The following is an 18708-nucleotide window of genomic DNA, read 5'->3' as shown; positions in this document are numbered from 1 at the left end:
CAGACCTTGTCGTAGGCGGAGCAGTACGTGCCGCCGCTGATCTTGCAGTCGTCGCTCGACGCGGGGGCCTCGGTCCTGCCGCGTGTGGGCGGGAAGCTCGACCTGCACACCGCGCCGCTGCTCGATGAGGCCCTGGCCCGGCTGCACACCAGGCCAGGACCCGCCGCCCACCGGTTCCGGCACCGGGTCCTCATGACGCCGCCGAACGCCCGTCGGGAGCCTCAGGCGTTCCCGCATGCCTGGCAGGCCGCGCGTCGCGGGGACGCACTACTCGGCGTCGGCGGCGTGGAGGACTTCGCGGATCAGCAGGTCGAGGTCGTCGGCGGTGGTGCGGTAGTTGCACAGAGCGGCGCGCAGGACGATGCGACCGTGGACGGCGACGGTGGCGAGGTAGGCGTGGCCGGCGTCCTGGACTCGGCGGGCGACGCGAGTGTGCAGGGCGTCCGCATCGCCCCCGTCCGGGTCGGTGAGCCGGAAGCAGACGACGGGCCACGGGCCGCCGGCCACCATGTGCAACCGGGGTTCGGCGGTGATCCGCTCGCGCAACTGGTCGGCGAGGGTCAGGTAGTGCTCGATCAGACGGGTGACCCCGTCGCGGCCCAGGTGGTGCAGGGTGGCCCACAGTCCGAGGGCGCGGGTGCCGGGGCGGGTCAGCTCGATCGTGGCATGGGACAGCCACGGCAAAGCATCCGGTTCACCGGCGCTCAGGTAGGAAGCCTGGTGGGCGAAGGCGGTGTGCAGGTGCTCGGGATCCGGTACGAGCAACGCCCCACAACCCACCGGCACGCTCAGGGTCTTGTGCGGGTCCACGGTCAGGGAGTCGACACCGTCGACTCCCGCGTAGCGGGGTGCCAGGGCCGGCACGCCGGCGCCGAGTCCGCCCCAGGCCCCGTCGGCGTGGTGCCACATTCCCACGCTCCGGCACAGTTCCGTGACCGGTTCCAGCGGGTCGACGGCACCAGTGGCGGTGGTTCCCAACGTGGTGACGGCGCAAAAGGGCAGCAGGCCCGCGTCCTGGTCGGCGGTGACCGCGGCGCGCAACGCGGCGGGGTCCAGTCGGTCGTGCGCGTCGGTGGCGACGGGGCGAAGCCGGTGGGCGGGCAGGCCGATGCAGGCGGCCGCCTTGGCGACGGACATGTGCGCCTGGGCGCTGGGGTAGAGGGTGAGGCGAGCGTGATCGCGGTCGAAGGCGGGGCCGTCGCCCGAGCCTCGTCGGGTGAGGAACCAGGTGCGGGCCGTGGCCAGGGCGAGCAGGTTGGCCATGGAGCCGCCGCTGGTCAACACTCCGCCCGTACCGTCGGGCAGACCCGCCAGGTCGGCAAGCATGCGTACGGTGCCCCGTTCGAGATCCATCAGGGCGTTCTCGCCCATTCCGCAGGTCGCGTTGATGGCGCAGGCCAGCAGTTCGGCGACAATCCCGGCCGGTGCGGGCGGTGAGTTGACCCAGGCGAAGAACGCGGGGTGCCCGTTCCCGGTCGGGTACGGCGCGATCTCGTCGCGCACGAAGTCCAGCACCCCGCCGAGCTCTCCGCCCCGTAGCTGAAGCCGTCCCTCGCGCAACGAGGACCGTACGTGCGAGGGCAGCGGACGACCCACCGGCCGCTGCGGCAGTTCACTCAGGTACTGGGCGGCCCACTCGGCCGCCGCTACGAGTTCGTCCCGCAGCACCTTCGAGTGGACCGCCGGCGGCATCGGGGGCGCGCAGGGTGCGCCGAACGGAGACGGAGCAGGGGCGTGCGGACGGTGGGTCATGGTGGTGCGCGGAGCCTTTCGTCGATACAAGGCCCCTGGTCAGCGAAGCAGGAGCCGTGATCGTAACGATCCGCCTGACCGGCCGTCACGTGTACCGGCGCAACTCTCCCGGAGGCGGTGACCGGCCGTGGTCAGGACGGGCCGTAGCCCGGGTAACCGTTCACGAAGGCCTCGTAGAGCAGGTAGGCGGTTCCGGCCTCGACGACGAGGCCGAAGAGGACGAGGAACACGGTCACGGCAACAGAGCCGGTCTTCTGGCCGCGTGACTCCGGGACCCGCACGATGTGCGGCTTGTCCGGGTGGTAGGCGGCCTCGACGGTCGCACCGCCGCCGCGGTGGTGCAGGGTCCGGCTCTCCCCGTGCAGGTCCGTGTAGACGTACGTGCCGAATCCGCCGCCCATGATGCGCGAGTGTCCGACCAGCCGGGCCTGGACCGTGATGCCGTTGCGCGGCAGGTACCACTGGAGGTACAGGTCCTCCACGCCGATCCACGCGTAGGCCAGGCTTGCCGCTCCGACCGGCCCGACGAGCAGGGTCAGGAGCGCGACGATCCACTGGCCGTGGATGCCGACGGCGAGCGCCAGGGCGAAGAAGACGGACCCGGCCGAGGCCATCCCGATCCGCGTCCTGCGACGGCTTCTGCGTCTTCGTTGTTCGTCCGGCGTCTCGGTCAGGGGTCGCACGACGACCAGCGCCGAGCCGTCGACCGGCTCGGCCCCGGCCGTGCGCTCGGGCAGGGCCGCGGTGACCGCGTCGGCGAAGAGCGCCGCGGCCGCCTCGCTCACGTCGTCCAACGTGTGCACCCCGGGTGCAGCCCCCGTGCGTGCGGTGAGTTCGACGGCGACCGTGCGTCCCTCGGCGTGGATCCGTGCGACGGCCGGGAGCGGGATCCGTACCTCCTCGTCGGGGAGCCGCAGGACGAGCGCCCCGTCCTCGTAACGGAGCGTGGCTCCACGGGAGTTGTGGAGAACGGGTATGGGTGAGGTGAACGACATGTGCGTGATGGTAGAGGCGCGCGCTCGGAGGAGCGCAGCAGGGTGGGGGGCCGGCGGGTTGTCGTGGGCCTGACTCGATCACTCGCGCCGGCCCGGGGTGCTCGCAGTTGTAGAGCCACGCCGGCGCAAGCCTCAACAGCGTTGCAGGAAGGGGAGTTCAACAACGATCGATCAATTGCCGGGGTGCTTCAGGCTCTCGATGATGCGGGCGAATCCCTCCGTCCCGTGGCCGGCGTCCACCTGCTGCTGAATGAGGCGCTGGACCATGGCGATCGGTTCGGGGCTCACTCCCTGGTCGGCGATCGCCTCGATGAAGAGGCCGAGGTGGGAGAACGTCAGGCTCTGCTGCCCCGGGACGGTGTAGTCACCGCCGTCGATGACCTCGGCGTATCCGGCGAGTTCGCCGGTCATCGCGGTCAGCCACGGGGCGGCCATCGCCGCGAAGCGGCTCGCCGGAATGCCCGCCGGTGCCAGCATGGCCGCGCCCTGCATGAACCCTGCGAACATCACGTACATCGCCGACAGCAACGCGAAGTCGTAGAGCGAGGCAAGACCCGCGTCCTCGTCGACGTAGGTGCTGGTCGCCCAGTGTTCGAACAGTGACGCGTGGTGACGGAACACCTTCTGCGAACCGCTGTACAGGATCGAGGCCCCCGGCTGTCCGATCATGGACGGGACCGCCATGATGCCCCCGTCCAGGTAGGCGATCTGCGCCTCGGCCGCCCACAGTGCCGACCGCCGTGCCTGTTCGGGCGTGGTCGTGGTGAGGTTGACGAGCGTGCGCCCTGCCAGGTCGTCCACGAGCGGGTCGAGTACCTCGTGCACCGAGTCGTGGTCGAAGAGGCAGACGACGACCAGCGGACTCGCCCGGACCGCCTCCGCGGCATGGGCGGCCTCTCTCGCTCCCTGTGCGACGAGCGCCTGTGCCCTGCCTGCCGAACGGTTCCAGACCGTGGTCCGCACCCCGGCCTTCACCAGGGTCTCGGCGAGCGCGCTGCCCATCGCGCCGAGTCCGAGGACGGTCACGTCGGTGGCGTGGATCTCGTGCATGTCACTGCTCCCTCAGGTGGTGCGGAAGGTGGTGTTGATGCCTCAATCCTCCTCAGCGCCAGTAGAGTTGACCAGTACGGACTAATTAGTGCAGTACTCACCGGAAGGTAAGTACCTCCCGGGCCGAATGGAGGCACTCATGGCAACAGCACGACGAGGTCCCTACTTCTGCGGGCTCGACGCGGCCATGGACGTCGTCGCCGGGAAGTGGAAGTCCCTGATCATCTGGGAACTGCACGAGCACGGCACGCGCCGGTTCGCGGAGCTGCGGCGCGGACTTCCGGGCGTCAGCGAGAAGATGCTCGTACAGCACCTGCGGGAGATGGAGGAGGACGGCCTCGTGCACCGGGAGGTGTACCCCGTGGTGCCGCCGAAGGTCGAGTACTCCCTCACGGAGCACGGCGCCACCCTCAACACGGCCCTGGAGTCCCTGGTCGAGTGGGGGCAGGAGCGTATCCGGCGCATCGGCGCGGAGAAGGTCCCCGTCGACGCCGCGTGAGCACCGGGCCGTCCGCGGTTCTACGACAGCCGACGCCGCGCGCACATCCTGTTCCCGCGGCTCCATGGCCTGTTGGCGTGCGGTGGCCGCCAGGGGCGCCGAACGGGTCGGCCGTGCCGACGAGTTCAGCGCCCCGGCCGTACAACGGTGGCCGATCCGCGCGCGGTCGTGCCTCGCCAGGGATCTCCGGCCTGGAACCAGAACGTGATGGCGATGCTGAAGCGATCGGCGGTTACCGCCGTTCGAGGGCGGTGGCGACCTGGTCCATGACGTGCTGCCAGTGCGTCCGCTGCCGTTCGCGCTCCTCAGCGCCGGCCAGGTGTTCCTGGTGGAAGCGGAGCATCGTGCGGGCTCCGTCGGCCGCGGGTGCGAGGGCGACCTGGAGCGTGGTGGTGCCGTGGGTGACGCGGATGCGGTCAGCGCGGCGGTAGCCGCGCACCTCGCCCGTCACTCCTTCGTCCGTCCGGTAGGCGGCGCCCCGTTCCGGGGTGAGGACCGCGCCGGGGCCGAGCCAGAGGCTGATGCCTTCGGGGCTGCTGATGAAGTCCCAGACGACGGCTGCGGGATGCGGCAGGGTGCGGGACACGCCGATCTGCCAACCGGCGTCCTGGGTGAGTCCTGTGGGCATGACGGTCATCCTTCCTCGGAGTGGCGGGCGCGCAGCGCCCTGACTTTGTGGCGGTTGCCGCAGTGCTCCATGGAGCACCAGCGGCGGCGACCGGGGCGTGACGTGTCGACGTAGATGAGGTGGCAGTCCTCCGCCGCGCAGGTGCGGATGCGGTGCGCGAACGGGCCGGTCAGCAGTTCGACGGCGTCCCGGGCGACGGTGGCCGCCAGGTGAGTGCCGGTGAGGCCTGCGGCCCAGCGCCGCTTTCCGTCCGGGGCGATGGCGGGGGCCATGGCCGCACGGGCGGCCGTCTCATTGATGACGTCCAGATCGCGGGGCGGGTGTGGCTCGCCGCGCGTGTGGGCGATGACCACGCGGAACAGGGCGTCGCGCAGGGTCCGCAGGGCGGCCACGTCCGCCGCGCGGACGTCCAGTACGGGCGTCGGGGTGAGGCGCGACCGGTCTGCCCAGGCGGCCAGGTCGGCGGGTTCGTGCAGGACCTCGTACCGGCTGTAGGGGCCGGGACCGCCGGTGGTCAGCAGCTCCAGGCACAGCGCACCGGGGTCGAACCGGTAGGCGACGCCGGTGCGGGAGTGCAGCGTCAGCCCTGTGGTGGGCGAGGATTCCATGTAACCAATATAACTGGTTACAGGGCGTGGGGCAGGGAATCGGCCGAAGACGAGCGCACGCCCGCCGGGTCGTGGGCGGGCCGAGGGGGGATTGCGGCGTCACCCGCGCTGTTGCTGGATGCGGAAGGCAGAGGGGGTGATGCCGGTGCGGCGGGTGAACTGGCGGGTGAAGTAGCCGGCGTCGTTGAACCCGGTCCGACGGGACACCGCCGCCACGGTCAGGTCCGTCTCCGCGAGCAGTTCCTTGGCCCGGTTGATGCGCAGCCGCTGGACGTACTCCTTCGGTCCGTGTCCTGTCTGCTCCCGGACGACGTCCCGCAACCGCTCCGGGCTCAGGCCGAGTTCGTCCGAGGTGGCCGCGAGGGGGAGCGCGCTGTTGCGGTCCAGCGCGGCCAGGACCGGGTGCGTGGACCGGGGGCGGCCCACCGCGGTGATCAGTTCGTGGAGGGCCGCGGCGGACGCGGTCTCGGGGTCGGGGCGGTCCAGGGCTCGGCGTAGCCGGGTGAACCGCAGGGCGGCCGATGCCGGGTCGGTGAGGGGGAGCACCCCGGAGGGGAGATAGCCGAGTTCGGCGTACGCGCGGGCGGCCGGGCCGTCGTACAGCACCCATTGCTCGCTCCAGCCGTGCCGGTCAGGGCCGTAGGTGTGCGGGGCGCCCGCCGGTAGGTGGAACAGTGCCGGCGGAGTGACCGCGTGGTCGTTGCAGCGGCCGCGGCCCGCGGTCACCACCACCATGGCGTGCGTCGACAGCACCCGCTCTCGTACCGTCCCGACGTGTCCGCTCTGCCCGCCCGCTCCCAGGCACACCAGACCGAGCCCCCAGTGCGCGGCGGCGGGGGTGAGATAGCGCGACCAGCCCTGCATGCGGTCACTGTAAGCGGCACGGATCGCACCCGAAGAGTCCCCCTGCCGGGCCGCTTTCGTTCATGGCTTCGCCGGCAGGGCGCGTCGAGGATGGTGCCCATGCTGACGTCCAACGGCTACTCACTCGACACCGCGCCCGCCAGGATGGGCGCTCTCACACCGGTGCCCGACGAAGAACGGCATGACCGCGACGCCCTGTGGGCGCGCCTGCGCCGTGACGGCTACCTCTATCTCCAAGGCGCCCTGCCCCCAGACCGTGTGACCGCCTTCCGCCGCCACTATTTCCAGGCCATGGCCACAACCGGGCTGCGTGAACGCGGCCGAGGGCACCCGGACCCGGCGGCCGTGCGCCGAGTGCTGTTCGAGCAGGTGGTGCCGGGTCCCGTCTACGACGCGTTCTGCACCCAACCCGCGATCCGCGACTGGTACGCCTGGTTCCTGGACGCGCCGGTGTTCCTGCACCGGCGAAAGATCATCCGGCATCAGCGGGCGGGCGACACGGGCATCGGATTCGCCACCCAGGCGCACTACGACCTGGTGTACCTCCGGGAGGGCACCGACCGGGTGCTCAGTTCCTGGATCCCGCTGGGCGATTGCCCCGCCGCACGAGGCGGCCTTGTCTACCTGGAGGGCAGCCATCAGCGGGTGCGGGCCGAGGAACAGGACGGCCGCCTGCGCAGGCCCGCCGCGTCCATCACGGCCGATCTCCCGGCACTGGCCGACAAGTTCGCGTCCCGCTGGTTGGTCGCCGACTACGCGGCAGGCGACATGGTGGTCCACTCCCCGTACATGGTCCACGCATCCCTCGACAACGCCGACCCCGACGAAGTGGCCCGGCTGTCCACCGACATCCGGTACCAGCGCGCCGACGACCCCATCGACTGGCGCTGGCAGGAGCATTGGCACGACCGCGACGGCCTGTGAGTTGCGGGGAGCCGACGATTTCGCGCCGTGGATGGATCTCGGGGCGGCCGTCGTGATGTCATCACCGGCTGTCCCCTGGACGCCCTCGGCCGGGGCCCTATGGGGACTGTCCAGGACGTCGGAGGCTGGACACCGCCGCTGTTGAAGTACGGAGGCATGGACAGAGGGCCGGCGGTCAACGAGGCTTCTGCCTGACCCAGCTCTGTCGTGCTGGCGGAAGAGGATCTGGCCCAAGGAGCCAAGGAGCCAAGGAGCCAAGGAGCCAAGGGGCCAAGGAGCCAAGGAGCCAAGGGTCCAAGGGCCCAAGGGGCCACGGGTTCAAGAGCCCCTAGGCTCGCGGGGGATCCTGTAGGGGGATAGATGGGGGAGCCGCGTTGAGGGACATCGGCGTGAGAGGCCGTCGGGCCAGAGCGGTGCGAGGGCTGCCGGGCGTCGGCGCGATGGTGGTCCTCGCACTGCTGAGCGCGGGGTGCAGTCCGCCGGAACTGACGCTGGTGGCCATCGGTAGGGGCCCCGACGGGGACGTGCGGGCTCTGCTGCGTCCCTGCTCACAGGGCACACACATGGAGGAGATCAGCATCCGGCACGTCGACGGTGACACCGACCGTGTGGATGCCGAAGCGCTGGATGACTGGTCGGCCCGGCCGCCCCAGTCGGTCACAGGAGAACAGGAGATCAGCGTCTACCACCCACCGAAGTCCTGGCACGTCAAGGTACGTCCGGCCAGGAAGCTGTCGGCGGACGGGTTCTACGCCGTGGAGTTCGTGGTCGGAAGATGGTCGCCGGAAGAGCGTGCGACCGTGGTGAAGTACCGCGGCGTCAACCGTTTCGAGGCCACGGACATCGACACGCTGGAGCCTGGGCAGTGGTGGGCTGATGACAGGACCATGAGCCGCGCCCAGTTCGACAAACATGCGAACGACGCCTGCTGATGGTCCAGGTGTGGACCGTTGCCCTGACGCCTGGGTCCAGCTTGTCGTCGGTGACACTGCTCGACGCCGAGGAGGTCTTCCGCGTACCGGAGGAAGGCCCCACCTTCTGCCTCCGCTAGCTAGCGCATCGGCGACACCGACCTCGGTCTGGTGACCAAGACGGACCGTGGGACGCCCGTAAGAGAACGATGTCGCCTTGGCGTGGCCTGTGCGGGTCGGGGTACGCGAAGTGCACTGCCGCGCTTGGAGGAGGCTGTTGATGCTGATAGGACCTGGCGGCAGGGACACCGCCGCGCTCGCACAGGAGCCTTCACCGGGCGACGGCCGGTACCGGATGCAGTACCGGCTGGGGGCGGGAGGAACAGCGGACGTTTTCGCCGCCGTCGATACGGTTCTGGGGCGTGAAGTGGCGGTGAAAGTCTTCCGCCCTACGGCGGACTCGATCTCCGCGGACCGATTCTGTGACGAGGCGCTGACGCTGGCCCGTCTCTCCCACCCAGCGCTCGTCACTGTCTACGACGTCGGCCGAGACGGCGACAGCGCCTACATGGTCACCGAGTTGGTGCGCGGAACGACGTTGCGCGACCGTCTCACCGAGGGCCCGTTGCCCTTCGCGCAGACCGTACGGCTGGCGACGGTTCTGACCTCGGCCCTCGACCATGTGCACGGCTGCGGCATCATCCACCGTGACATCAAGCCGTCCAACATCCTCCTCGACGAACTGGGTGCACCGCGCCTGGCGGACTTCGGGCTCTCTCGCTCCGTCGATGACCACACCCACAGTGAACCGGGCACCCTGGTCGGCTCCCTCGCCTACATGGCCCCCGAGCAACTGCTGGGGCGCGGTGCGAGCAAGGCCAGCGACATCTACGCCTTGGGCCTGGTTCTCCTTGAGGCTTTCACCGGCGAGACGCCCCACCACGCGACACCCCTCGAAGCGGGCATCAGCCACCTGATGGAAGCCCCTCGGATCCCCGAACAGGTCCCCACCGGTCTGGCTCGCCTGCTGTCCTCCGTCACCGCACAGGATCCGCGAGATCGCCCCGACACCGCCCGCCTGCTGCGCCTGCTCGCGGAGGTCGCGTCCGCTCCAGCCCCTGCCGCGCAACCCGTGATCCCTGTGTCGCGAACGCGCACGACCACGGTCACGCACCGCACCTCCGTCCCTCGGCCGACCGACCTCGCACCTGCGCCGGCAGAAGCCGCAGCGGCACCAGCGCACCCTGCGGAACCAACATCCGTCACCCTCGCCGAGCGAGCTCGCCGAGCATGGCTCCCACCGGTGACCGTCGCCGTGGCGGGGGCGCTGACACTCGTGATCACCGGTGCCGTCCTGAACGACGTCGCACCTCCTCCCGCCGCCGACGCGGCAGGCCGCCCTCACCCTTCGTCCTCCGCGCCCGCGAAGACGACCGGCTCGCAGCAACCGGACGAGGCGGACAGCACTTCAAGGATCACGCCGCCCCATGACCCGAGCTACGACACCGTGCGCCCTGCCGCCGATACGGCGAGTGTGCGAGTCAGCGGCAGCGCAGGGCCGGACGGCACCAGGGCACTCCCGCACCGACCGGCTCCTGGGCCGGTCCAGCAGGGAAGGAAGAAGCAGAAGCAGAAGGACGAGAAGCACCTCAAGACCGAGGCTTCGGACCGACGATCTCAACGATCAGCGACACGATGACAGGCGTCGTGGTCGGGGATCACCGGTCCGGGCGAGGTGAATGATCCGATTCACCCTCCGGCGGCAGGTTCAAGAGGAGCCAGCCCCGATGAGGCAGTGTCGCTTCGACAGTGGGTACGGGCATCGGTTCCGCCAGCGGGGACAGCAACTGGGCTTCGGCTGGGGATCGGCCCGGTACGGAGATACGAGGGGTGGCCGGGTCCGCGCTGCCGTTCGCTATGGCCAGGTGGCGGCCGGTCGGGGTGCGCAGGAGGTGGGGGATCAGATGGGGGCCGCCGCTGATCAGCGGCAACGCAGGTCGGGAGCCTTCCAGAGCGCGGATCGTGGTGTGCAGGAGACGTCGACCCTCGTCGTCGTACGGGAGCTGGTCGGGGCGGGTCGCGGCCAGCACGGCCACGCGGCCGCCGAGCCGGTTGGTGTACAGGCTGCGGCCCACGCCCCAGGCGCGGCCGGCCGGTGTGCGGACGGTGGTCAGGAGTTCCGTGCCGGGGTGCGGTCGCAGGCGCGCCAGGGCGGGTTGGGTATTGACGCTGAGCAGCAGGTCTTCGTCCTGCGTCGTTTCGTACGCGTAGGAGCCCTGCTCGCGGTCGACGCGTTCGGCGACCGTGACACCGATCAGTTCCGCGAAGCCGCGTTCGGCGAGGATATGGGCCGCGATGCCGTCCAGGAGCAGGCCGCCGCTCAGCAGGTGGCGCAGGTCGTCGTCGCTCACGGCGTACGCGGTCGGCCCGAACAGGACGCGTACCGGGGCGTCTTCGGCGGTGACCGGGACGCCGTTGCGGAGGAGGAAGTCGGCGCAGGGGGTCGTTTCGACGGCCAGGTCGCCGAGGTGGCCGGGGCGGTGCGTGCGGGCGTGGGCCGCCGCGTCGGGGCGTACGACGAGAGACACTCCTGCCGTGCCGAGCGCGTCCGCCGTGCGGGCGGCGACGAGATCGAGGGCGGGGCGCGAGCGGCGCAGCAGCTCGGCGATGCGCGGGTGACGGCCGGCCCGGCCCGTGTGGGTGGGATGTAGATTGAGCAACAGGGCGTCGGCGCCGGAGAGTTGGGCGGCGACCAGCTCGGACCACGTCTGGGTGTCGGACTTGGACCAGGCGGTGTGCGGCCAGTTCTCGATCTCGGGTTCGCTGCGCACATGGGCCGGACGCAACGCCCGCTGCTCCTCCAACAACCAGACGCTGCCGCTCAGGGTGCGGCCCGGCGTGTCACTGTACGGCGCGAAGTGCGGCCGCTGCACCGCCTCGCCGCCGATCGCCAGGGCGTCGAAGAGGCCGGCCCAGTCGCGCCCCTCCACGCCGTGCGCACCCGGAACGGAACTCATCAGACCCACCCGCGAACGCCCCTCCGTACACGTGTCCACGCACTCGGCGACCAGGGCCGCGACCTCCAACTGCGCCTCGCGCCATACCTGTTGCAGCAGCGCCCGCCAGGGATGCGGAGTCCCGGGCGCGGTCACGGCCGCCACCAGCCGCTCGCGCGTGACCTGTTCTCCGGCGACCCACGCGAACCGCTCCAGCATCAACGGCTCGAAGCCGCCGCCCCAGGTGAGCGGCGCGTGGTTGTGGTAGCGGAAGTCGTCCTCCAGCCACAGCACACGGAAGCCCAGTCGGGCGAACCGGCCGTAATGGGCGGCGAGCCAGGAGCGCCAGACGGGGCAGGCGAAGGATGCCTGGGCGGTGGCGACCGTCCCGTCCGGTCCCACCATGGGCGCGAAGCCGTGCCGGTCCCGGCGCCCGCGATCGGCGTGCCCCGTCGTGACCCACGGGTTGAGGCTCACACCGATCCCGGCGTCCCGCAGGACGGCGGACGTCCGGGACACGGTCTCGTACAGGACTTCCTCCTCGACGGCCGTGGGGTGACCGGCGTGGAACTCCTCCGCGGCCAGCAGCAGCACCGCCTCCTCGACCCCCGACTCCCGGCAGAAGGCGGCGAGTTCGACCGCGTGCCGCTCGGCATCGGGCCCGGGGGCGACCTGGAAACGCAGGTGGTAGCGGGCGGGCACGATGGTTCTCCTTGCGGGCAGTGCCAGGGGCCGAATCCGGCCGGGTGAGCTGGACGGGGAAGGGAGGGGAGGGAGCGGGCCGAGTGCCGGTCGCGCCGTGGTCGGCCGGGAGATCAGCGGGCGGTCAGGCGCAAGGTCTGCTCGTCCGCCGTACGGCCCGCGCCGACGCCACTGTCGCTCGGCGCGGTCCACGCGCGGGCCGGTGTCGTCTCCGCCGCCCTCGTGCGGTCCGACGAAAGGCCGAGGGACAGGCCGCTGTAGCGGTTGACCAGGCGGACCGTGCCGTTCGGCTCGCCGTCGGCGCCGCGGCCGGGGATCACCCACCACTGCTGTCCCACCGCCGGACCGGATCCCGGTGCCGCCGTCACCGTCGGCCTGGCGGACCAGGCGCGTCCCGCGTTCCGGGTCGAGTCGACGCCCAGGAGGCGGTGCGTGGTCGCGTTGGAGACGGCGTACGCGCCGTCGCCGGTCGGTGTGAACACCCAACGACCCCGTACGGTCAGGCCGTTCGCCTCCACCGACGTGGTGGTGTTGCCCTCCGCCTGCGTGAGGTACCGGCCCGTCCCGCTCGCGATGGCGTACGTGCCGCCCGCCTTGACCGGTGCCGCAGGCCGCGCGGTGTCGATCGTGGCGTCGTAGTACTCCCCGTCCCTGCCGCCCGAGCACTGGAACGAGCAGTAGTTGCGGAACGTCCTGCCGACGATCTGAGAGCTGGTCCTGTTCACCGGATCGAGGAACCAGCGGTACCAGGAGCCGGTGAGGTAGTCCCCGGAGTCGCCGAGCAGCCGCCACTTCTGTGTGGCGAGGTTGTCGGTGGCGTAGAACCGCTGGGGTTCGGTGCTGTCCTGGTGGATGGCCTCGGGTGTGCCGATGTAGAGGCCGAGGTAGGCGTTCCATGCGATGTTCATCGTCAACAGGTCCGCCTTGGCGGGGAGTTCACCCGCGTCCTGCTGCTCCTTGACCGACCCCTTCGTCGCCGGGTCGTAGTCGTGCTCGACCGGCGTGTACCCGGTGTCGTCGGCCGAGTCGACCGGGAGCATGTTGCTCTCCTTGCCGCCGATGCCGGGCTGCGACCATGCGCCGTCGTACCACTTCTTCCACGAACTCGGCGCCATCTTGGCCGACAGGGGAGCACGGGCGACGTGCGCCAGACTGGCGTCGGTCCAGCCGCCGGGGGAGCCGGGTTTCGGGATGGCCCGCGCGTTGTAGTAGACGTAGAAGTAGCCGGACGCGGTGTCCACGAACAGGCGCGGGTCGCCGTCGCCGTAGTAGTACGTCTCGTTCGGGAACGCGGTCGCGTCACCGCGTTTCGTGCTGTACGGCGAGGTCAGGACGTGGTCCTTGATGTCCCAGGTCCTGCCGTGGTCCTTGGAGACGGCGTAGTCGATCGCGTCGTAGTGCAGGCCGTCACCGAAAGGGCTCGGCGTGAACTCGTTGTGCACGAGCCCGTACCAATTGCCCGAGTCCGGATCGACCCAGACGCCCATGAGGTCGCAGAAGTTCTTCTGCGCGTACGAGGATCCGGCGGGCGGGAACGTGGCCTCGCGGCCGGTGGGGGAGTTGTTGCAGCGCCAGGTCGTGTCGTCGTTGCGGTCAGCCGGATTGGCCGGGTTCACCGCGGTGTCGAGCTTCGTGTCCGGCTGCGCCGCGTCGAAGTCCCTGCCCGTCCAGAACTTCCATTCGCGCGGATCGTCCTTGCCGTACAGGGCGTGCGCGGACTGGTAATGGAAGGAGCCGTCCTTGTCGAGGATCGGGGCGGCGGGGGAGTCGTCGGGGTTGGTCCACGGACCCTTCTGCCCGACCGTGACCGTGTGGTCCGCCTCGCTCGCGGCGTGCGCGGGCGAGGCCAGGGAGGTGCCGAGCAGTGCGGTGACCGCGGCCGCGCACGCGGCGGCGACTCTGGTGCGGGCGTGGGAACGGGCTGGGGACACAGGGGCTCCTCTGGATCACAGCAGCGCGGCGATGAATTAGTTCGACTACGATCCGAACTAATGTCGCGGCTGTCAAGACTCGTCGCGGCCTCAACTGCCCCACGGGGATGCGGCTTTGCGATGATGTGACCGTGCCGGGCGCCCCCGGCGGCCGGGAAGGACGAGGGACAAGTGAAGGCTGAACCGCGCGCGAGCGACCTGTCCGGGCCGTCGCGGGCCCGCGACCGCGGCTCCATCCGGCGTGCCAACCTCGCGCTCGTGCTGCGCATGCTGCGCGACGAGGGCCCGCTGTCCCGAGCCCGGATCGCGACCGGCACCGGCCTGCCCAAGCCGACCGTGACCAGCCTCGTCGCCGAACTCGTCGGGCTCGGCCTCGCAGGGGAGGGGCCGACCCGGCGTGAGGGCGCGGTCGGCCGGCCCGGCACGCTGGTGCGGATCGACGGGCGACACATCTGCGGCATCGGCGTCGAGATCAGCACCAGTTACGTCCACGTCCTCGCGCTCACACTCGGCGGTGAGGTGGCGTTCGAGCACCGCACGGCCGTCGCGGTCGGCGACGCGGGGGCCGACGCCGTGCTCGACCTCACGGCCCGCGCGATCGCGCGGTGCACGGCCGCGCTCGGCCGGGCCGGCGCCCGCGCGGTCGGCCTGACCGTCGCCGTGCCCGGCGTCGTCGACACCCGGGCCGGCGCCGTCCGTTACGCACCCGCCCTGGGCTGGCGCGACGTGGCCGTCACCGCGGGGCTCCTCGACCGGCTCGGGGCCGCCGCGCTGCCGCTCACCGTGGAGAACGACGCGAAACTCGGCGCCGTAGCCGAGCATGCGCACGGGCGGATCCCCGACATGGTGTGCATCACCGGAGAACGGGGCATCGGCGCGGGCATCATCAGCGGCGGGCGACTGCTGCGCGGCTCCGCCGGCTTCGCAGGCGAGGTCGGGCACATGCCGCTCGACCCGGAGCGCCGGCCGTGCGTGTGCGGGCGCGCCGGGTGCTGGGAGACGATGGTGGGCCTCGACGCGATTCTGCGGCTCGCCGCCGACGCGGACGACGAAGTGCACGATCAGGGCGTCGCATTGGAGCGCCGGCTCGCCGTGCTGCACGACCGGGCCGACGCGGGTGACGTACGGACCCGTGAGGCGCTGGAGCGTGTCGCCGACGCGCTCGGCCTGGGCATCGCGCTGCTCGCCGACGTCCTCAACCCGGGGCGCGTCGTACTCGGCGGCTACTTCACCCACATCGGCGACCTCATCCTCGACCGGGTCCGCGAGGTCGTCGCCGAGCGTGTCATGGCGCCCGACGGGGGCGGCTGCGAGGTGGCCCTGTCGCGTCTCGGGTTCACGGCGGCGGCGCGGGGCGGTGCGCATCTGGCCCTCGGCGCGGTGTACCAGGACCCGGGAGCGGTGGGCTGAGGCAGAGCCGGAGAGTGCGGCGGAACCCACCGCGACGTACACGATCATGCTCGCTCTCCGAGCCCCCTGCTGTCCGTCCCCGGGGCCGCCGCGAGGAGCGTCGACAAGGGCGACGATGGTCAGGAACGGGGCAGTTCTACACGTTTCTATACGTCCGGCGAGTACGTAGCCCAGCGCATCGAGACACCGACCTACGATCCTCACGGCGTCGTTCTCGCCCTGGACAGCGGTTCACGGGTCGGCAGGGCAACCACGTCGCTCCACCCTGAAGGACACGCGTTCAGCGAGATGACCGGGCTGCCGGCCGGCCACCGGGGAAGAGGAATCTCGCCAGCCATGAAGCTCCTGGCCATCGGCTTCGCGCGTTCTCACGGCGCGCCTTGGCTGCGGACCTTCCACCACCCCGACAACGCAGCGGCCATCGGCATGAACCGACGGCTCGGTTTCGTCGACGACCAAGGGCTGTCCCGCTTTCCTATAGAGAGCCCTATTGGGCAGCTTGGTAGGATTCATGCGTTGGGTGGCTGGCGGATCTGCGGGCCCTTGGACTCCAGGGAGGGCCAAATGGCAGTGAAATTCGCGTACCAAAATGTGGGTATGCCGGATCTGAACCGCCGTGGCCTCCGTCCTGAAACGGCACCTCTCGGGGTTCTGCTCGTGGACATCGAAGCCGACTTGGTCATCCGGGATGGCAGCCAGGTGGTGATGGCGGAGGGGCTGTTTCCGGTGGCTGAACTGGCGCGCGCCCTAGTGGGTTGGCTGGGCCAGCTGGACGGCGACCGCGATGACTTCGAGTTCGACTCGATGTCTTACGCCGACGTGGGCGAGGTGCGGATCGTGGGGTCTGTCGAGGGATGGCGGGTCGGCTCTGTCTCTGAGCCGGGCTCGTGGACTTCGCCAGTTGGCTGGGATGTGCTCGTGTCGGAGATCGCGCAGTTCGTGACGGCAGTCCGCGAGGACGTGGTGGCGCTTGGCGTCGAGCCCGGCCTGATCCCCGATCTTTGACGCAAGCCCGGTAGTGCTCCGGCTAGGGCTGTCCCGTTTAAGTGTGTGAGCTGGGACGTTGGCTGACAGTACGGTCGCTGGGTGGAGTCCGAGAAGGTGAACCAGTGTCCGTTGAACGGGTCCGGCGCACGCCCTGAGATCCTGGTCGGGCGCCGACTGGGGGAGGTCTTCGCCGCCTGGCATCGGAGCGGGGACGAGGAGGCGGAAGATCCACTGGATGTGTGGCTGATCGACGGCCAAGGCAGTTCCCTACACGTCACATCCGGCTCGGACTGGTGCCTGATCGTGGAGTCCTCGCGCCCGCACGAGGGCTACGAGGTGGACAGCTGGGGACGCATCGAGGTAGCTCCGGTCGGTGATCGGACGCCGTTCGCCGCCCACCTCGGAGAAGACGTCCTGGCGGTGAAGGAAGAGTTCGAGCCCAAGTGCGGCCGCATCGCATTCGATGTGACCTTTGCCTCGGGCCGAGTTCGTTGCGACAGCTGGGCTGGAGACCTCCGCCTTTCCACGTGAGGTTTCGCGTGCAGTCTCACGTGGTCACGATGTGATGATCTTGCTGTGGCTGGTGTGATCACGACGTCCGAGCCGTCCTGGATAACCCCCTTCACCGGGCCGAGCCCGCGCTGTTTCGGCAGGTTGGTGACTGCACTGCGGCGTGAGGGTGCAGAAGCGGTACGGCGGGGTCGGCCGTGGGGCCTGACGCTGGAAAACCGGGTACTGCTCGAAACGGCTTACTGGCGCACGAACCTGACGATGCGCCAACTCGCTCCGCTGCTCGGCGTCTCGAAATCTGCGGCAGACCGGATCATCGGCCATCTCGGCCCGCTTCTCGCGCTTCAGCCCAGGCAGCGTTTCACGAAGGGCACCGCCCTCATCGTGGACGGCGCTCTGGTACCCACCCGCGACCACGCGATCGCCGAACAGTCCAAGAATTACCGGTACTCCACCAACCACCAAGTCGTCATCGACGCCGACCCCCGCCAGATCGTCGTGGTCGGCCAGCCCTTGCCGGGCAACCGCAACGACTGCAGAGCCTGGGAAGAATCGGGAGCGAAGGCCGCCGTCGGCAAGACCGTGACGATCGCCGACGGCGGTTACCCAGGAACGGGACTCGTGATGCCGCACCGCCGCCGGGCCGGCGAGGAACTCCCCGACTGGAAACAGGAACACAATCGCTCCCACAAGCAGGTGCGTGCCCGCATCGAGCACACTTTTGCCCGCATGAAGACCTGGAAGATCCTCCGGGACTGTCGCCTCAAGGGCGACGGCGTCCACCATGCCATGCTCGGCCTCGCCCGCCTGCACAACCTCAACCTCGCCAGATAGGTCGGCCGTGACACCGCGACCGGCCCATACTCACCTGAAGATCATTGCGGGACAAGCCCTACGAGCTCGTGCACGGTAGGCGGTGAGACGTCGAGCCTGGATGGTTGATCATGGTCGGGTGGTGGGGAACTCGACGCGCGCGGTGATCATCGGCAATCGGCGGATCACGGGGCTGACTGCCGGAGTGATTGCTGAACTCGTCGAGGAGATCGGACCGTTGTGGCATGAGCGTCATCAGGCGAGGCTTGCCGCTCGCCCGCGGCAGAGGGCTGTGGGCGCAGGCGCGAAGTACCGGCTGGTGTTCGTCGACCGGCTGCTGGCCACGCTGGTCCATCTTCGTCACGGGGTCACCCATGATGTGCTGGCCTGCTGGTTCGGAGCGGACCGTTCCACCGTCACCCGGGCCATCGGTGAGGTGCGGCCCCTGCTCGCCGAGCGGGGCTGCACCGTCAGCCCCGACGTGCGGCTGCGGTCTCTCGCTGAGGTTGTCGACCATCTCGGCGCGAGCGGGGCGACCGGCATCGTCGACGGCACCGAGATCCGGGTCCGCCGGCCCGCTGCCGGACGCAAGGACCGCGACAAGTTCATCTCCGGCAAGAACAAGCAGAACGCCGTCAAGTCCATGGTGGTCACGGACGGCGAAGGCCGCGTGCTGTGGTGCAGCCCGGCCCGTCCCGCAAGCTGCGCGGACATCACCCATGCCCGCCAGTTAGGGCTGGTCAACCTCTTGGCCGACGGGCCTGCAGTCGAGATCCTGGCTGATGGCGGCTACCAGGGACTGGGCGCCCAGACCGGTGGTCGGGTGGTGACACCACCGCACCGCAAGTTCAAGAAGAACGCCCCGGACTGGTACGAAGAGATGCACGAGCGCCAGCGCAAGGCGCACTCATCACGACGTATCCGTGTCGAGCACGGCATCGCCCATCTGAAGAACTGGCGGGCCCTGGCCCGCCACCTCGGCCGCCGCGAGCACATGAGCGACACCGTCCAAGCCATCGCCGGCCTGCTGTCCCACCAGCAGACCGCGGACCTGAACCCGACATGGCAGATGTGAAGCTGGGTCGCACCGAAGTTCGCGACGTCTCACCGCCTACCGTGCACGAGCTC

At 70.1% G+C, this 18708-nt stretch carries 17 protein-coding genes; 9 read left to right on the top strand and 8 right to left on the bottom strand.

Annotated features, from left to right (window positions below; all coding sequences use genetic code 11):
• Positions 1-267: 267 nt before the first annotated feature.
• The 3 genes from V2W30_RS00815 to V2W30_RS00805 form a co-directional block, all read right to left on the bottom strand.
• Positions 268-1692: a pyridoxal phosphate-dependent decarboxylase family protein gene (locus V2W30_RS00815; RefSeq protein ID WP_338692744.1), complete on the bottom strand. Its 1425-nt coding sequence runs from the start codon at positions 1690-1692 to the stop codon at positions 268-270.
• 191 nt (positions 1693-1883) lie between these two features.
• Positions 1884-2747 (bottom strand): hypothetical protein, encoded by an 864-nt coding sequence (locus V2W30_RS00810; protein WP_338692743.1) that lies wholly within the window; start codon positions 2745-2747, stop codon positions 1884-1886.
• 171 nt (positions 2748-2918) lie between these two features.
• Entirely contained in the window at positions 2919-3797 is an 879-nt protein-coding gene (locus tag V2W30_RS00805) for an NAD(P)-dependent oxidoreductase (RefSeq protein ID WP_338692741.1), read from the bottom strand.
• Positions 3798-3936: 139 nt separating this feature from the next.
• On the opposite strand from V2W30_RS00805, the gene V2W30_RS00800 reads away from it, so the two are divergent.
• On the top strand, positions 3937-4296 hold the full coding sequence (locus tag V2W30_RS00800; protein WP_338692740.1) for a helix-turn-helix domain-containing protein: 360 nt from the start codon (positions 3937-3939) through the stop codon (positions 4294-4296).
• 232 nt (positions 4297-4528) lie between these two features.
• Here the strand turns inward: V2W30_RS00800 and V2W30_RS00795 are convergent, their stop codons facing one another.
• The 3 genes from V2W30_RS00795 to V2W30_RS00785 all read right to left on the bottom strand — a co-directional run bounded on the left by V2W30_RS00795 (position 4529) and on the right by V2W30_RS00785 (position 6396).
• Positions 4529-4924 carry an SRPBCC domain-containing protein gene (locus V2W30_RS00795; protein ID WP_338692738.1) on the bottom strand — a complete coding sequence of 132 codons (396 nt, stop codon included), beginning with the start codon at positions 4922-4924 and terminating at the stop codon, positions 4529-4531.
• 5 nt (positions 4925-4929) lie between these two features.
• Positions 4930-5532, bottom strand: a complete 603-nt coding sequence (locus tag V2W30_RS00790) for a CGNR zinc finger domain-containing protein (RefSeq protein WP_338692737.1) — start codon at positions 5530-5532, stop codon at positions 4930-4932.
• Positions 5533-5631: 99 nt separating this feature from the next.
• The gene (locus tag V2W30_RS00785; protein WP_338692736.1) at positions 5632-6396 is read right to left on the bottom strand and encodes an AraC family transcriptional regulator; all 765 of its coding nucleotides are present in this window, start codon (positions 6394-6396) and stop codon (positions 5632-5634) included.
• Positions 6397-6495: 99 nt separating this feature from the next.
• Here V2W30_RS00785 and V2W30_RS00780 point away from each other — a divergent pair, with 99 nt between their 5' ends.
• The 3 genes from V2W30_RS00780 to V2W30_RS00770 all read left to right on the top strand — a co-directional run bounded on the left by V2W30_RS00780 (position 6496) and on the right by V2W30_RS00770 (position 9930).
• Positions 6496-7320, top strand: coding sequence for a phytanoyl-CoA dioxygenase family protein (locus tag V2W30_RS00780; protein ID WP_338692734.1), 825 nt, complete (start codon positions 6496-6498; stop codon positions 7318-7320).
• 563 nt (positions 7321-7883) lie between these two features.
• Entirely contained in the window at positions 7884-8252 is a 369-nt protein-coding gene (locus V2W30_RS00775) for a hypothetical protein (protein WP_338692732.1), read from the top strand.
• Between the two features lie 334 nt (positions 8253-8586).
• Positions 8587-9930, top strand: coding sequence for a serine/threonine-protein kinase (locus V2W30_RS00770; protein WP_338692730.1), 1344 nt, complete (start codon positions 8587-8589; stop codon positions 9928-9930).
• Positions 9931-9949: 19 nt separating this feature from the next.
• Here the strand turns inward: V2W30_RS00770 and V2W30_RS00765 are convergent, their stop codons facing one another.
• A complete protein-coding gene (locus V2W30_RS00765) occupies positions 9950-11929 on the bottom strand; it encodes a hypothetical protein (RefSeq protein ID WP_338692728.1) in 1980 nt (659 codons plus the stop codon).
• Between the two features lie 113 nt (positions 11930-12042).
• Positions 12043-13860, bottom strand: a complete 1818-nt coding sequence (locus tag V2W30_RS00760) for a hypothetical protein (RefSeq protein ID WP_338692726.1) — start codon at positions 13858-13860, stop codon at positions 12043-12045.
• Positions 13861-14031: 171 nt separating this feature from the next.
• Here V2W30_RS00760 and V2W30_RS00755 point away from each other — a divergent pair, with 171 nt between their 5' ends.
• The 5 genes from V2W30_RS00755 (at position 14032) to V2W30_RS00735 (ending at position 18655) form a co-directional block, all read left to right on the top strand.
• Positions 14032-15270 (top strand): ROK family transcriptional regulator, encoded by a 1239-nt coding sequence (locus tag V2W30_RS00755; RefSeq protein ID WP_338692724.1) that lies wholly within the window; start codon positions 14032-14034, stop codon positions 15268-15270.
• Positions 15271-15336: 66 nt separating this feature from the next.
• Positions 15337-16275, top strand: a complete 939-nt coding sequence (locus V2W30_RS00750) for a GNAT family N-acetyltransferase (protein WP_338703425.1) — start codon at positions 15337-15339, stop codon at positions 16273-16275.
• A gap of 81 nt (positions 16276-16356) precedes the next feature.
• Positions 16357-16788: a hypothetical protein gene (locus V2W30_RS00745; protein ID WP_338692722.1), complete on the top strand. Its 432-nt coding sequence runs from the start codon at positions 16357-16359 to the stop codon at positions 16786-16788.
• A gap of 45 nt (positions 16789-16833) precedes the next feature.
• Positions 16834-17601, top strand: coding sequence for a transposase (locus V2W30_RS00740; RefSeq protein ID WP_338692720.1), 768 nt, complete (start codon positions 16834-16836; stop codon positions 17599-17601).
• A gap of 118 nt (positions 17602-17719) precedes the next feature.
• Complete coding sequence (locus tag V2W30_RS00735; RefSeq protein ID WP_338692718.1) at positions 17720-18655, top strand: transposase family protein; 936 nt, start codon at positions 17720-17722, stop codon at positions 18653-18655.
• Positions 18656-18708: the final 53 nt, after the last annotated feature.

Source organism: Streptomyces sp. Q6, from assembly GCF_036967205.1.
GTDB lineage: Bacteria > Actinomycetota > Actinomycetes > Streptomycetales > Streptomycetaceae > Streptomyces > Streptomyces citrinus.
Note: the sequence above shows the minus strand (reverse complement) of the source record. Positions and strands in the feature narration are given on the sequence as shown.

What these genes read in the sequence shown, in the direction of transcription:
- V2W30_RS00815 (WP_338692744.1), bottom strand. Translation starts at nt 1,692, where the DNA reads ATGCCGCCGGCGGTCCACTCGAAGGTGCTGCGGGACGAACTCGTAGCG.
- V2W30_RS00810 (WP_338692743.1), bottom strand. Translation starts at nt 2,747, where the DNA reads ATGTCGTTCACCTCACCCATACCCGTTCTCCACAACTCCCGTGGAGCC.
- V2W30_RS00805 (WP_338692741.1), bottom strand. Translation starts at nt 3,797, where the DNA reads ATGCACGAGATCCACGCCACCGACGTGACCGTCCTCGGACTCGGCGCG.
- V2W30_RS00800 (WP_338692740.1), top strand. Translation starts at nt 3,937, where the DNA reads ATGGCAACAGCACGACGAGGTCCCTACTTCTGCGGGCTCGACGCGGCC.
- V2W30_RS00795 (WP_338692738.1), bottom strand. Translation starts at nt 4,924, where the DNA reads ATGCCCACAGGACTCACCCAGGACGCCGGTTGGCAGATCGGCGTGTCC.
- V2W30_RS00790 (WP_338692737.1), bottom strand. Translation starts at nt 5,532, where the DNA reads ATGGAATCCTCGCCCACCACAGGGCTGACGCTGCACTCCCGCACCGGC.
- V2W30_RS00785 (WP_338692736.1), bottom strand. Translation starts at nt 6,396, where the DNA reads ATGCAGGGCTGGTCGCGCTATCTCACCCCCGCCGCCGCGCACTGGGGG.
- V2W30_RS00780 (WP_338692734.1), top strand. Translation starts at nt 6,496, where the DNA reads ATGCTGACGTCCAACGGCTACTCACTCGACACCGCGCCCGCCAGGATG.
- V2W30_RS00775 (WP_338692732.1), top strand. Translation starts at nt 7,884, where the DNA reads ATGGAGGAGATCAGCATCCGGCACGTCGACGGTGACACCGACCGTGTG.
- V2W30_RS00770 (WP_338692730.1), top strand. Translation starts at nt 8,587, where the DNA reads ATGCAGTACCGGCTGGGGGCGGGAGGAACAGCGGACGTTTTCGCCGCC.